This is a genomic window from Acidobacteriota bacterium (assembly GCA_022340665.1).
GTDB lineage: Bacteria > Acidobacteriota > Thermoanaerobaculia > Thermoanaerobaculales > Sulfomarinibacteraceae > Sulfomarinibacter.
Genome location: JAJDNM010000147.1, coordinates 1 through 13,300, shown reverse-complemented (window position 1 = coordinate 13,300; position 13,300 = coordinate 1). Strand labels below are relative to the sequence as shown.

Here is a 13,300-nt window from a genome sequence, read left to right as displayed (position 1 = left end):
TTGTGCGAATCGAGTGAGTTCCGACTCAGCCCTGCTGGTTCCGATCGCCCAACAATGAATCGATCGCCGAAATCACCCGTTCATCGAGCGGATCCGCATCGGGCTCGAATCGCGCCACGACACGACCGTCCTGGTCGATCAAGAACTTGGTGAAGTTCCAGCGAATCTCTCCTTGGAATTCATCTCCACTTTCGGTCGTCAGCGTTTTATACACCAACGCCTGGTTCGGGCCCTTGGTGTGCACCTTTGCCATCATGAGAAAGGTCACGCCGTAGTTGAGGCGGCAGAAGTTGCCGATTTCCTCAGCCGTGCCAGGTTCCTGATTGGCAAAATCGTTGCTTGGGAATCCAATTACGACCAGATTGCCCTCATCGTAGCGCTCCCAAAGCTCCTGTAGGCCCGCATACTGGGGCGTGTAGCCGCACTTCGAGGCGGTGTTGACGATCAGCATCGGGCGGCCGCGGAAGGACCCGAGATCGACCGTTTCACCCGTCAACGACTCGACGGTGTGATCGATGATCCCACCCGAGGACCCGGTCGATCGGGTCAGGGGTTGCCGCGGTTCAGGGCCGGCGCTTGGCTGGTCCTGCCCCTCGCCACAACCAATCGATGCGAGCAAAACGCAGCCGGCCATGAAACATGCCGCAATCTGTTTTTTCATTCTTCCTCCCCGTCACCGTCCGTGTCAACGAGGAACCCAGGGCGCTCATTCCAGGTCGCTGGCAGAAGCTCTATGATGAAGATCGCGAGGTTGCTCATTCTCGGGATTCGCCTCTGCTGGCAAGGCGATCTCTTCACGGCGCGATTGGAATACCCATGCCCTGGCGTCAGGTTCTCCGACCAACTGATCGACTGAAAGGAGTTCATGATGATCAAAAAAACTCTTCTCGGCTGTGTAGCCGTTTCATTGATGGCACTTCCCGCTGCCGCTCACTGCGGATCGTGCGGGGTCGGCGAGGACCATAGCCACGCGGCGAAGGTGGCATCGTCCGACATCGTGGCGGTGGCCTCTTCAGCCGGCAGTTTCAGCACGTTGGTGGCCGCGGTACAGGCCGCGAGCCTGGTCGACACGCTGCAATCCGACGGACCGTTCACCGTCTTCGCACCAACCGATGATGCCTTCGCGAAGCTCCCGGAAGGAACGATCGAGAATCTCCTCGCCAATCCCAACAAGCTGAGGGAAATCCTGCTATACCACGTTGTCCCAGGCAAGGTCACCGCCTCTGAGGTGATCGAGCTTTCCAATGCAACCTCCGCGCAGGGATCCGATATCGAGATCACGGTGAACAACGGTTCGGTGATGGTCGACAATGCGAACGTGATCAAGACCGACGTCATGGCTTCGAACGGCGTCATCCACGTCATCGACACCGTAATCATCCCATCCAGCTAACCACGCAGAGTGAATTTCGGAACCCAGGCCCGCCTCGTGCGGGCCTTTGTTTTCCAATATGAAAGCTGTCCGTGAGTGACATCACGCACAGCTTTATTTACCATCGCGCGAGGCGGAGATCGAATGCCAGGAGGTTCTGATATCCGAAGTGCCGCCGACCGGGTCGCGATCATTGGCGCAGGTCTCTCGGGGCTCGTCTGTGCCCGACGCCTCGCCGAGGCCGGCATCAATGTGCAGGTCATCGAGAAGGCCCGCGGACCTGGAGGCCGCATGTCCACCCGTCGCGCTGACGAGTGGCGGTTCGACCACGGCGCCCAGTACTTCACGGCTCGAGACCCGCAATTTTCACAGCGGGTCGACTCGTGGCGGCACCTCGGTCTGGTTGAAAGGTGGGCCGCGAGGATCGCCGTGCTCGACCACGGTTCGATCGAAGTCAAAGGCGACAGTACCGAGAGATACGTCGGCGTGCCCGGGATGAATGCGGTCTGCCGTCACCTGGCGGCTGGACTCGACATCACCTACGGGACCGAGGTCGCAGGCCTCGAAAAGAGTGCAGCTGGCTGGTGTCTTACTGACCGCAGTGGAGCGGACATCGGCCTCTTCGACACGGTCGTGGTTTCAGCGCCAGCACCACAGTCGGCTCGCCTGCTCGAGCACGGTGCTCCCGAGATCGCGACCCAGGCCAACGCAGCGGAAATGGCACCGTGCTGGGCGGCCATGGTCGGATTCGCTCGACCACTCAAGGTCGCATTTGACGGCGCGTTTGTCGTCGGTTCTCCCCTCAGCTGGGTCGCCCGCAACGCATCCAAGCCGGGCCGGCCCAGTGGTGAAAGCTGGATCCTGCACGCCTCACCGGAGTGGTCGCAGCGCCACCTCGAGATTGAGCGAAAACATGCCGCTGATCTGCTCCTCGAGTCATTCAACCGCGCTCTCAAACAGCCGGTCGACTTGCCCGTCCATCTGGCTGCTCATCGCTGGAGATTCGCTCTGCCAACCGAGCCGCTCGCGCACGCGTGCCTTGCACACCCCGAGCTCCGGGTCGTCGCGTGCGGAGATTGGTGCGGTGGCCCGCGGGTCGAAGGGGCTTTTCTTTCCGGGCACGCGGCGGCACGCCTGGTCGCAAAGTTCGGTTTGCGCCCTCGACAGCGCCTCAGCGGAAAACTTAAAGGCGCGGACTGAGACGGAATTCTGCGCGTCGCGCGACCGGTCACAGTGGCTCGGGTGTTCCGTCTCATCGTTTCGATCCCATCCGGTCGCGCCAGGTGTCAGAAGCTCGGGAAACACACGGACCGAGGCAGAGCATGTGATCTTCGTGAAATTCTGAAGCCTGCCAAGAGGCCATCGACTACTCCGAGGAGACCGCGGATCGATCGGCTGTGGCCCTCGCGAACACCGGCCAGGTCGTCAATCAAATCCTGCGTAGCGCTTTCACCAGAAAATCGATCTCGTCTTCACTGTTGAAGATCGACAGAGAAATGCGAAGGCCATTGAGTCCATGGCTCATCATCGGCCGGCAGTCGATGCGGTGGCGTTCGGCAAGCAGCTTCGCGACCTCGACAACTTCACGGTTGACGACCTCGACGGTGGTGATACCGGCCGAGAGCTCGTCTAGCGACGGCGTCTTGATATTGAAAGCAGGATCATCCCTGATTGCCCTTCGGAAGAACTTCTTGAGCGCGAGGATCTGTGCTTGGCTCCGGTCAGGCCCGACGAGATTTTGGAAATCGAATGCGACCCCGAGGCCGAGCACCTCGGGCAGGTTGCGGGTGTTGTAGTTCTCGAGGCGGCGGATCGATTCATCCTCCCAGCCACGAGCGACGATCAACGGCTTGAGCAGCTGCTGCTTCGCCTTACGCGCGAAGAACACACCAACCCCCTTCGGCGAAAAGAGCCACTTGTGGGCCGAAGCGGCATAGAAGTCACAGCCGAGGTCGTGGAGGTCAACGTTAATCATACCCGGTGCCTGGGCTCCGTCCACGGCGACCAGGATGCCATGCCTCCGCGCCATCGCCGACACCCTTTTGACCGGTAGGATCATGCCGTTGGTGTTGACCACGTGGCACATCGAAATCACACGGGTGCGCGGCGTGATCGAACGGCGGTATACCTCAACGATCTCTTCCGGATCATCGGGGAGAATTGGCAACGTTGGCCGCACCAGCTTGACGCCCTGCGGTTCCTGCCAGTACTGCCATGGAATGGTGCCGGAAGGGTGCTCGTGATCGGCGAGAATGATTTCGTCTCCGGGTTCGAGGTCGAGGCTCGAGGCTACGAGGTTCATGCCCTCGGTGGTGTTGTGGATGAGGGCGATCTCCTCGGGTGAGGCGCCAAGCAACCCAGCCGCCTTCTCTCGGACCGTCTCTTTTTCGTCTGACCAGCCTCCCCACATATACCGTGACGGAAAACCGTCGAGCGTACGACGAAAGGTCTCTGTCGCGTCCGCGACCAACGCCGGCGACGGCCCAAGGGAGGCGTTGTTGAGATAGACGAGCCCCGGATCAAGCCGGAACTGACGTCGCACCAGACGCCAATAATCGGTACCGATATCCCCCGCTGAAGACGAGGTCAACAGGTCTTTCGTCTCGGCCAAAGTCGTTTCGAGACCAGCCGCTGTCAGCAATGCAGCACCGCTGAGGGTTGCGGCCGCACGTGTCGCAAAGCTCCTGCGCGTCTGTCCACCCATGGCGTGCCTCCTCGTGCCACATGCTACCCGAGCGTTCGCTGTTGAACTGACCATGCGATGATGGCGTCATGCATGAAGCCAACTTACCCGAACCCTCGTGGCGCCCCTGGCACGACGACGAGCCGATCCGGCTCGGCATTTCGTCTTGCCTCCTCGGTGCCAAGGTCCGCTTCGATGGCGGTCATAAACGCGATCGCTACCTCACCGACGTTCTCGGCGAGTGGTTTCAGTGGGTGGCGGTGTGTCCCGAGCTCGATATAGGCCTCGGCGTGCCGCGGCCAACCATCCGTTTGGTCGAGGGGGGCGACAACCCACGTCTCGTGGAACCGAAATCGGGTGAAGACCTGACCGAAAGGATGGAGACCTACTCGTATCAAAAGGTCGACGAGTTGATGGCCAAGGACCTCGACGGCTACATCCTCAAGCGCGCCTCCCCGAGCTGTGGCATGGAGCGGGTCAAGGTCTACACCGAGGCCGGCATGCCGCTGAAGACTGGTGCCGGGGTCTTCGCCCGCATCTTGATGGAGAAATGGCCCCACCTGCCGGTCGAGGAGGAGGGACGCCTCAACGACGCGATGCTGCGGGTGAGATTTATCGAACACGTCTTCTGCCGTCACCGCTGGCGAATGCTGGTCAGGCGCGGGCTGAGCCGTCGCAGCCTGATCGAGTTTCACACCGCGCACAAGCTGCTGCTCCGGGCGCACAACGAGGCCGGCTATCGTCGGCTGGGGAAGATCGTCGCTTCCGCCGGCACCATTCCGGATGCCGAGCTTTTTCAGGCCTACGAGGATGAATTCCACACGGTGCTCAAGAATCGGGCGACACGGAAGCGCCACACCAACGTGCTCTACCACGTGCTGGGTTATCTGAAAAAGGTCCTCGACCCCTTCGAAAAGCAGGAGGCGGTGGCGCTGATCGAGGACTATCGCAACGAGCTCGTGCCGCTGATCGTGCCGATCACACTGCTACGCCACCACATCACCAAACACGGTATCGTGTACATGCAGGGCCAGCTCTACCTCGAACCGCACCCACGCGAGCTGATGCTGAGGAATCGCGTCTAACCATCTGGCCTGGGATCATGCCCTCAAAACAGACCCTCGAGCGTGCCGGCGTATCCCGTCATCTCGACGTATCCTTCGCCATTCTGCGTGCCCGCAGCCTCGACCGGACCCTCCCAGTAGATGACGCCGGTTGTGACGGAGCCGTCGAGCTCAGCGTCGGCCAGCAGGGCACGCACGTCCAAATCGACATCGTGGGCCGGGATCCGGAGCCGCCACCGAATCGGATAGCGGGCACCAGTGGCGGGGCTCGTCCATCGTTTGAGAACATCAATGTCGACATCCTTAGGTACGAGGATCGAGACCACGCCGTCGGCGCCGACCACGGTGCCCGACGAGCGCGGGTCGACCCCTCCATCCGAGCGCCGCAGACGATAGAGCATCAGATCGCGTCCGTCATCGAGCCGGAGGCTGAACCAGTCCCAGCCGACCACCCCAGCACCGAGCTGGGAGGTGCCCCATTCGTGATCGAACCATGCCGCGCCTTGCACTTTCCGTAGAGCGCCTTCAACCTCGATTTCGCCGGCCACTTGGAGCCTGGTCCAGCTCAGATAGATCGAGGCATTTCCAGTCGCATCACCCTTGCGCGAGTAGCCACGGTCGCCGTGGCGCACCAGCCCGCGCTGCGGGCGCAGCTCGAGATCGAGGCCGATGCCCTGCTCGGGATCGTGCGCCGTCATGGTGATCAACCCGTCGTCTGCACGCACCATCCGCCAATCCTCGAGCCACACCTCGAGATGGGTCTGCGACGCACCGGCGAGACCGCCGGCGATACGACGCAGCCGCTCGGCGTGGTGGAATTGCTGCGCCGAGATGTCGGCGATGGCGAGGTGGGCGGCGACGATCTGGCGCGCCCGCAGGCTCGACTCGTCGGGCCTCGGGTCGCCGGGCTCGATGCCCTGGCGGAAGAAGGTGATCTGAAAGCCGTAGCGCCGCTGCTGCGCATCGGCCACCAGCCCGGTCACGTACCACCATTCGGTGCGGTACTCGAAGTGGGCACCGTGATCGCGGGGAAAGGAAAGCTCTGGTGGGCCGCTCACCTGCCGCCACTGCGGCTCCTCAGCGATCACCGTCGAGGTCACCGCCAGAGCGGTCACCGCCAGCAGCAGCTTGCTGGCCGCGCGGACCATTCACCCCTCCTCTCGCAGCACCATCGCCGGCTGCAGCTTGGCTGCGATGAAAGCCGGCGGCAGTCCAGCGATCAAGCAGGCCGAGACCACCCACAGCGCCAGTTCGGCCAACGAGGCCCACGGCAGGACCAGCTCCAGGGACCAGCCGAAGGACTGCAAGTTGACCACCTTGACCAGAATCACCCCGACCACCAGGCCGGCCAACGTGCCGGCGGTGGCCGCCGCCACCCCGAGAAGGCCCGCCTCTGCCACTACCATCGACATTAGCTGCAGGCGTGATCCACCGACCGCTCGTACTGTCGCCAGCTCACGCCGACGTTCGCCGACCAGGGTGAAGAGCACCGCCGCAACCGACACCACCGCGACCACTGCCGCCACCAGGTACATCGCGGTGGTGATCGCAAAGGTTCGTTCGAAGGCGTCGAGCACTGCCCCCTTGAGCTGGCGGTTGAGAAGTGCGTCGATTAAGAATTTTCCTCGCACGGCGTCGAGCATGCGCTGACGGGCCACCGCCGCATCGATCTCCGGCGGCAGGAACAACGCCATGTCATCGGGGCCGCGGTCAGGAAAGAAGCGCAGGAAGTCCTGTCGGTCCACCACCACCAGGCCGTGCGAGCGCGAGTAGTCGCGAAAAATGCCGACCACCTCCGGTTCGAGCACGCCGCCAGGGAGATCGAGCCGCAAACGTTCACCCTCGGCAATGCCGAATCGGGTGGCGAAGGGCTCGTTGATCACCGCGCCGCCACGCCGCAGCGCTTCGGCGAAGACCGCGCCCGAATCGCGCCCTGGAAACGGCACGCTACCGAAGTGCTGGACAACGTCGAAGGCGGCGCCGGCAAAGCTCACAGGCCGGCCGCGATAGGAGATGGTCTGCGAGTAGAAGGGATCGACCGTTTCCGGGCCGAAGAGCTCCTCGGCAATGGTCACGATCTCGGGATCGAGACGACCCACCCAGACGCCGGTCGCGGCCGCCAGCGGCCGCACCCAGACGTCCGCCCGCAGACCGGACTCGGTCCAGCTCTCGACCGTGCTGCGGAACGAGCTCACCATGGTCGCGATCGCGACCGCCAGCGCCACCGCCACCCCGACCGAGCCGGCCGCCCATGCCGCCCGCCGTCGACCGGCCGACAGCGCCGCTGCCGCGAGCTGCAGCGCCACCGCACGCAGTCGCGCGAATGGCAGATGGCCGAGGCGCGCGAGCGAGTCGAGCAGAACGCCCGAACCAACCAGCACGGCGACCATCACCAGCAGCGCGGCCAGCAGCGCGGCCATCGGCAGATCCCACAGCGCGGGCGCCCGCGTCAGGATCGCGGCCGCGACCAGGATCAGGCTCAGTATCGCCGCGGCAGTGAGTCGGGCTCTGGCGGCCAGCCGTCGCGGCGCGACCGGACGCAGACCCTGCAGCGGCGGAATCGCTGTCACCTCGAGCAGCGGCAGCACGGCTGCGGCCAACGCGGTGACCAGGGCGACCAGAATGCCGAGCAGCGCCAGCTGTGGATCGAAGCGGATGTCGGAGGCGGGGATGCCGCGCACCACCGAAGCGACGGTGAAGCGGACGCTGGCCAGCGCGAGTCGGGCACCGCCGAAGCCGGCCGCAACTCCGAGCACACCGCCCAGCGCTCCGATCGCCAGCGCCTCGGCAAGGATCGCCGCCGCGACCTGGCGACGCGACGCTCCAAGTGAACGCAGCAGCGCGACCACGTAACGGCGCTGGACCACCGAGGTGGCAAGGGTGGTCGCGACCAGAACGCCGCCGACCAGAAGTGAGATCGCCGACAGTGCGACCAGATTGAAACGCAACGAGGCGAGCATCTGGTCGGCGAAACGACGACGTTGGGAGGGCTCCTCGACGGTGGCGCCGGCGGGCACGAGCCGCAGCGCACGTTCGCGCAGACGGTCGATGTCAACACCTTTTCGCGGCACCAGCTCGATACGATCGAGCCGGCCGATGAGACCGAGCAGCTCCTGGGCCGCGGCGACGTCCATCACCACCACCCGTTCCCACACCGCCGACAGATCTTCGGCCTCGAACAACGCCACGATCTCGACCGATCGCGGTCTGCCGTCAGCCGAGACGGTCAATTGATCTCCTTGCGCCACCCCGAGGCGTGCGGCGAGGGGTCGTGAAATCAGCGCACCGGAGCCGAGCAGCGTCGTTTCGAGATCTGGAGGCCGGTCGTCAGCGCCGAACACAGGGCGGACCTGGGCGTCGATCAGCACATCGATGCCGAGCAGTCGCACGCCGTCCTCCAACTCGACCAGCAGCACACTCTCCTCGACCACTGGCACGATGAGCGCGTTGCCGGCCAACGGCCGCAGCGCGCCAAACACCTGCTCGGGCAGCCCGCCGGGCTGCGTCACCTCGAGCCGCGCAGCGCCCGCCACCTCCTCTACCCCCTCGGAGAAGGAGGCGATCGCGGCTCGGCTGGCAGCAACCGTCGACACCACCGCGGCGACCCCGGCCGCAACCCCGATCACGGTGACGACGACGCGCCAAGGGCGACGCAGGATCGGGCGCAAGAAGAGGGCACGAAGGATCATCTGCCGCGATCTCCCGCCTCAGCCGACGACCCGGCCGTCGGCCAGCTCGAGAACGGTATCGGCGACTGCCGCGACCTTGGCGTCGTGAGTCGCCAGCAGCAGCGCGGCCTGCTCGTCGCGACGCAGCTCATCAAGCAGGGCAACCACGTCGGACCCGGTCCGGCTGTCGAGGTTGCCGGTCGGCTCGTCGGCGACCAGCACCCGTGGCCGATGGACCAGCGCGCGGGAAACCGCGGTGCGCTGCTGCTCGCCGCCCGACAGCTCCGAGGGATAGTGCCGGCGCCGATGACCGAGCCCGACCCGCTCGATCAGCTCGGAGACCCGCGCCGGATCGCGCCGGTGGTCGAGGGCGAGCGGCAGGGCGATGTTCTCCTCCACCGTCAGGTGCGGCACGAGGTGAAAGGCCTGGAAGACCATGCCGATGCGGCGGCGCCTCAAGGTGACGAGATCTTCTTCGTTAGCGGCGGCCACATCGATCCCACACACCCGGACCGTGCCGCCGTCAGGCCGATCGACCGCGGCGACGATATTGAGCGCGGTCGATTTGCCGCAGCCCGAGGGCCCGACCAGCGCCACCATCTCACCCTCTGCCAGGGAGAGCGAAAGATCGGCCAGTGCCAGCACTACCTCATCGCCGCGGTGGAAGCTGCGGCTCACGTGCTCGAGCTTGACAATCTTATCCATGCTTCGTCGAACCTCGTTCCTGGCACAACTCTTCCGTCAGCCGTCGTCGAATTCACCGAGCGGCCGGTAGCAGAAGACGTAAGCGCCGTCATTGATCAAGATTTTGAGTTCCGCACCTCGGGTGGCGGCGTACTCGACATACCCCGGCATCTCGCAATCGCCGTGGCACTCGCTGGCGTGGGCCGGCGATTCACGGTCGTTGGCCCGGTCGTACCACGAAAGACAGATCGGCCCGTTCAGCCTCTTTGCCGCCGCCGCGTCGGCCAGCGCCTTGGCGGCCGCGAAGTCGAGTCCGCCAGGCGGCGCCACGATGTGTTCGGTGTGGAGCGGATCACGCATCCTCAGCCTCCGGTCGTTGCTCCGGCCGTAACGTCCCACCCTCGCCGAGTACCGAGCTCACCCATTCGAAAACGTCGCGGTCGTTCCGCAGCCGCGAGTCGTCGCGGCTGGCCAGCGAGTTGAGAACCAGACGCATGCGCGGGTTGTCCGTAAATGCCCGACGGTGGCGGTCGAGGTACGCCCAGTAAAGATTCGTGATAGGACAGTTCTTCTTCGGATTGAACGCGCAAGCCGAGCAGTAGTCGCTCATTCGGTTAATGTAGGCGGCGCCGGACACGTAGGGCTTGGTCGTCATCAGGGGACCGACAGCGTAGGTGCCCATCGCCAGTACATTCGGTTCCACCACCCAATCGAAGGCATCGTGGAAGGCAACCCAGAACCAATCGGCAAGTTCTCGCGGCGTCACGTCGAGCAGGCTGGCGATGTTTGACAGCACCATGAGTCGGGTAATGTGATGGCTCCAGGACTCGCGCCACACGTCCTCAACCACCCGGTCGAGACATTCGAGACCGCTGGGTTGACCCGGCCAGTAACACACCGGCAGCGGTCGGCCAGCGCCGAGCGCGGACGGACAGGCGCCACCATCGAATCCGTAGTCGTCAGAATTAATCGGCCAGGTCGAACCCGACCACCGCGACCAGCCGGCGTCACCCGGTCTTTCGGCAGCCTTCGGATCGACCCCCGACTGCTCGCGAAACCCTCGCGTTGCCTCGTGCACGTGACGCATGAACTCGCGCCATCCGAGGACCTGCCGAATGAAACCCTCTTTGCTCGCGAGAGGAATGTCGAGGGTCTCGACCTCGCCAACCACCCGCGATGGCTGCAGACGTTGGAGATTGAGGAGACCCGAGATCCTGGTGTGAAAGAGCCCCGAACTCGACCGGGACATCGCGTCCTCGTATGGTCCGAACAGCGGAATGCAGTCGCGAAGTGCCCAACGCCAAAGCGTTTCCGCGTCGTCCCGCGAGGCGGGCAAGTGACCGAGATCAACCTCGCCCGGGTGGGCTGCGAAGTGCTGTTCGATGAGCTCGGCAACTTCGATGGTGATTCCGTCGGGCTCGAAAACAGGCGGCTTGGGCGGCGGCGGCTCTCCCGGCCAGGCTTTTCGGTTTTCGGCATCGAAGCTGAACTTGCCGCCAGTCGGCTTTCCACCTTCCATCAGCACTCCGCTCCGCCTGCGGACGTGACGATAAAAGGCGTCCATACGCCACGGCGGCCCCTTTATCTGGCTCGCTGAAAAATCCTCGCTGGTTGTCAACCATCCTTCGTGAGCGAACTCGATCAGTCCGCCCGCCTCGATGAGTGGTGCGAGGTCGAACCGAAGCTCGTATTCGGCCGGCCGCATGAATCGGAGGGGGCCGAGCTCGGCTATCAGCGGCTCCAGGGCAGAGCGATACGGGCCGCGCGCCACTGCGTGCCGTACGGCGACACCCCGAGCCGCCTGCTCGATGGCGAAGTGGCGCAGGTTGGCCAGCACCAGCGCGAGCTTTTGGCGGTGGTAAGGCCGGCGGGCAGCCTTCCACGGGTTCTCGACCAGGACAATGCCAAGCTCTAGCGGGTCTTCTTCAGACAACGGGCCAATACTGTCGGTCAGCTGATCATAGGCGACGAACAGCCACCGCCGACCACCCGGGTCTGGCTGGTGGCGATCGAGCTCGTCGGTGAAATGGCTCATGACTTCCTCGGCTCAGCAGTCTCCACGCCAGTCCCTTCAGATCGTGTCCAGTCGCTGGAATTCTCAGCTCCGCCGCAGCGCTTACACATTCGACCCCTCCAGAAAACCTTTTGCGGGACGCAATGAAGGAGTCCGAAATGGAACGACAGCCAGTGTATGTGATCCTCGGCGGCACCGGAGGCATCGGTTCCGCGGTTGCACGAAAGCTCGCTTCCGACGGCGCGACGGTGGCTCTGGCCGCTCGTCGCTCTGACCGACTCGAGCAGATGGCGAACGAGCTTGGCGGGGCTCCCACCGAAGTGCTCGATGCCACACGGACTGCCGAGGTGGAGCAATTCGTGCGCTCGGTCTCGGATGCTCACGATGGTGTCGACGGCATCGTCAACTGCGTCGGTTCGATTCTGCTCAAGGCCGCGCACCAGACCAAAGACGACGAATGGCGGCAGACGATCGCAGCCAACCTCGACACGGCCTTCGCAACGGTCCGTGCCGGCGCCAAGGTGATGGGGCGAAGCGGCGGTTCGATTGTCCTGATGGCCTCGTCTGCTGCCCTGGTGGGATTGCCGAGCCACGAGGCGATTGCCGCCGCCAAAGCAGGTGTGGTTGGGCTCACGCGGTCGGCCGCCGCCACCTATGCCGGCAAGGGTATCCGGGTCAACGCGGTTGCCCCCGGACTGGTTGACACGCCGATGTCGGCCGCAATCACCGGCAACAAAATGATGTTGAAGGCGTCGACCGCGATGCATCCGCTCGGCCGAATTGGCAAACCGGAAGAGGTCGCGACAGTCATCGCCTGGTTGCTTTCGGACACTTCCGGCTGGGTCACCGGTCAGGTGATCGGCATCGATGGCGGCCTGTCGACAGCCCGCGGCAAAGCCTCGGCCTGAACCCCTGCCCGTGCATGTCTCCTTCCTCGTGCCCGACATTCTTTCGCTCGGATGAGGCACTTTTTTTGCGGCACTGAACCGCAGACGAAAAAGGCGGCGCCGTGGCCCCGCCTTTCTGCTCTCAGGAGGGAGAGAGACTCTGCGCTCAGCGTCTCGGGATGAGCTCGAAGAGCTTGAAGGCCGGGATGAACTTCTGCACGTCGTCGGCACGCGCGACCAGGCGCAGCCTGCGGAGCTGAATGTCATCGAGCATCGCAACGAAGTCTTCGTGATACACCACGTGGACTTCGACCAGTTCCCCGGTGAGTGCCCGCCGTTCGATGAACAGCGCGCCAACAGCGCCTGGATCTGGGGCTCCTGCCTCGAAGAGTGCGTCGATATCCTCCTGGACATCGCGGATGGCCTCCTTGAGCGGCGCTTCGGCACCACGGTGACTCCAGTAGATCTCATTCCAGGTTTCGACCTGCTCCGGGGTCAAACTGAGGAAGGCGACCACCGCGTTGTGCGACGCCTCGACAACCGGCGGCGGCCCCATCTCGGCATCTTGTGCCAGCACCGGGCTGGCGATGACCAGAACGAACATGGCAATCAACAACTTCTTCATCCTTGGCTCCTTTCTTCCGAGTCCAGCTGTGAAGTGCGTTACCTCCGCGTCTCGGCGTTCTGACGGGTAAAGCGGCGATGGGTTGACAGCCTGATTTCGAGAACCTATCGTTGTACTAGATAGAACGTTCTAGTTATTTGAGTGATCTTCGGTTGGGACACCCGTGGCACCACGCAAGACCACAACTCGCGAACGCCTGATTTCTGCCGCGGCGGAGCTCTTTCGGCGCCAGGGCTATGCCCAGACCGGCGTCAATCAGATCATCCAGGGCGCGAACGCCACGAGCGGCAGTTTCTACCACTT

General features: G+C 63.8%; 13 protein-coding genes. 5 read left to right on the top strand and 8 right to left on the bottom strand.

Going from position 1 to position 13,300, the window contains the following annotated elements; translation table 11 throughout:
* Positions 1–25: 25 nt before the first annotated feature.
* On the bottom strand, positions 26–661 hold the full coding sequence (locus LJE93_16480; GenBank protein ID MCG6950510.1) for a glutathione peroxidase: 636 nt from the start codon (positions 659–661) through the stop codon (positions 26–28).
* Between the two features lie 207 nt (positions 662–868).
* Between LJE93_16480 and LJE93_16475 the strand changes: the two genes are divergently transcribed.
* Positions 869–1,393, top strand: coding sequence for a fasciclin domain-containing protein (locus LJE93_16475; protein ID MCG6950509.1), 525 nt, complete (start codon positions 869–871; stop codon positions 1,391–1,393).
* Positions 1,394–1,516: 123 nt separating this feature from the next.
* Entirely contained in the window at positions 1,517–2,572 is a 1,056-nt protein-coding gene (locus LJE93_16470) for an FAD-dependent oxidoreductase (protein ID MCG6950508.1), read from the top strand.
* Between the two features lie 229 nt (positions 2,573–2,801).
* Here the strand turns inward: LJE93_16470 and LJE93_16465 are convergent, their stop codons facing one another.
* Entirely contained in the window at positions 2,802–4,076 is a 1,275-nt protein-coding gene (locus LJE93_16465) for an aminotransferase class V-fold PLP-dependent enzyme (protein MCG6950507.1), read from the bottom strand.
* A gap of 68 nt (positions 4,077–4,144) precedes the next feature.
* Here LJE93_16465 and LJE93_16460 point away from each other — a divergent pair, with 68 nt between their 5' ends.
* Entirely contained in the window at positions 4,145–5,140 is a 996-nt protein-coding gene (locus LJE93_16460; protein ID MCG6950506.1) for a DUF523 and DUF1722 domain-containing protein, read from the top strand.
* A 23-nt stretch (positions 5,141–5,163) separates the two neighbouring features.
* Here the strand turns inward: LJE93_16460 and LJE93_16455 are convergent, their stop codons facing one another.
* The 5 genes from LJE93_16455 to LJE93_16435 are packed head-to-tail and all read right to left on the bottom strand — an operon-like array spanning position 5,164 to position 11,506.
* Positions 5,164–6,267 (bottom strand): carotenoid 1,2-hydratase, encoded by a 1,104-nt coding sequence (locus tag LJE93_16455; protein MCG6950505.1) that lies wholly within the window; start codon positions 6,265–6,267, stop codon positions 5,164–5,166.
* Positions 6,268–8,808, bottom strand: coding sequence for an ABC transporter permease (locus tag LJE93_16450; GenBank protein MCG6950504.1), 2,541 nt, complete (start codon positions 8,806–8,808; stop codon positions 6,268–6,270).
* A gap of 18 nt (positions 8,809–8,826) precedes the next feature.
* Positions 8,827–9,492, bottom strand: a complete 666-nt coding sequence (locus tag LJE93_16445) for an ABC transporter ATP-binding protein (protein ID MCG6950503.1) — start codon at positions 9,490–9,492, stop codon at positions 8,827–8,829.
* Between the two features lie 36 nt (positions 9,493–9,528).
* Positions 9,529–9,831: an AF1514 family protein gene (locus LJE93_16440; protein MCG6950502.1), complete on the bottom strand. Its 303-nt coding sequence runs from the start codon at positions 9,829–9,831 to the stop codon at positions 9,529–9,531.
* Positions 9,824–11,506 carry a cryptochrome/photolyase family protein gene (locus LJE93_16435; GenBank protein MCG6950501.1) on the bottom strand — a complete coding sequence of 561 codons (1,683 nt, stop codon included), beginning with the start codon at positions 11,504–11,506 and terminating at the stop codon, positions 9,824–9,826. The genes LJE93_16440 and LJE93_16435 overlap by 8 nt, the downstream gene beginning before the upstream one ends.
* Before the next feature lie 137 nt (positions 11,507–11,643).
* Between LJE93_16435 and LJE93_16430 the strand changes: the two genes are divergently transcribed.
* Positions 11,644–12,393, top strand: coding sequence for an SDR family oxidoreductase (locus LJE93_16430; GenBank protein ID MCG6950500.1), 750 nt, complete (start codon positions 11,644–11,646; stop codon positions 12,391–12,393).
* A gap of 145 nt (positions 12,394–12,538) precedes the next feature.
* On the opposite strand, the gene LJE93_16425 is transcribed toward LJE93_16430, so the two are convergent.
* Entirely contained in the window at positions 12,539–12,997 is a 459-nt protein-coding gene (locus tag LJE93_16425) for a periplasmic heavy metal sensor (GenBank protein ID MCG6950499.1), read from the bottom strand.
* A 163-nt stretch (positions 12,998–13,160) separates the two neighbouring features.
* On the opposite strand from LJE93_16425, the gene LJE93_16420 reads away from it, so the two are divergent.
* Positions 13,161–13,300 (top strand): TetR/AcrR family transcriptional regulator (locus LJE93_16420; GenBank protein MCG6950498.1); only part of this gene is annotated, 140 nt, incomplete at its 3' end.

Bases quoted from the DNA above. Each gene is read 5' to 3' on its own strand.
- LJE93_16480 (MCG6950510.1), bottom strand. From the start codon at position 661: ATGAAAAAACAGATTGCGGCATGTTTCATGGCCGGCTGCGTTTTGCTC.
- LJE93_16475 (MCG6950509.1), top strand. From the start codon at position 869: ATGATCAAAAAAACTCTTCTCGGCTGTGTAGCCGTTTCATTGATGGCA.
- LJE93_16470 (MCG6950508.1), top strand. From the start codon at position 1,517: ATGCCAGGAGGTTCTGATATCCGAAGTGCCGCCGACCGGGTCGCGATC.
- LJE93_16465 (MCG6950507.1), bottom strand. From the start codon at position 4,076: ATGGGTGGACAGACGCGCAGGAGCTTTGCGACACGTGCGGCCGCAACC.
- LJE93_16460 (MCG6950506.1), top strand. From the start codon at position 4,145: ATGCATGAAGCCAACTTACCCGAACCCTCGTGGCGCCCCTGGCACGAC.
- LJE93_16455 (MCG6950505.1), bottom strand. From the start codon at position 6,267: ATGGTCCGCGCGGCCAGCAAGCTGCTGCTGGCGGTGACCGCTCTGGCG.
- LJE93_16450 (MCG6950504.1), bottom strand. From the start codon at position 8,808: ATGATCCTTCGTGCCCTCTTCTTGCGCCCGATCCTGCGTCGCCCTTGG.
- LJE93_16445 (MCG6950503.1), bottom strand. From the start codon at position 9,492: ATGGATAAGATTGTCAAGCTCGAGCACGTGAGCCGCAGCTTCCACCGC.
- LJE93_16440 (MCG6950502.1), bottom strand. From the start codon at position 9,831: ATGCGTGATCCGCTCCACACCGAACACATCGTGGCGCCGCCTGGCGGA.
- LJE93_16435 (MCG6950501.1), bottom strand. From the start codon at position 11,506: ATGAGCCATTTCACCGACGAGCTCGATCGCCACCAGCCAGACCCGGGT.
- LJE93_16430 (MCG6950500.1), top strand. From the start codon at position 11,644: ATGGAACGACAGCCAGTGTATGTGATCCTCGGCGGCACCGGAGGCATC.
- LJE93_16425 (MCG6950499.1), bottom strand. From the start codon at position 12,997: ATGAAGAAGTTGTTGATTGCCATGTTCGTTCTGGTCATCGCCAGCCCG.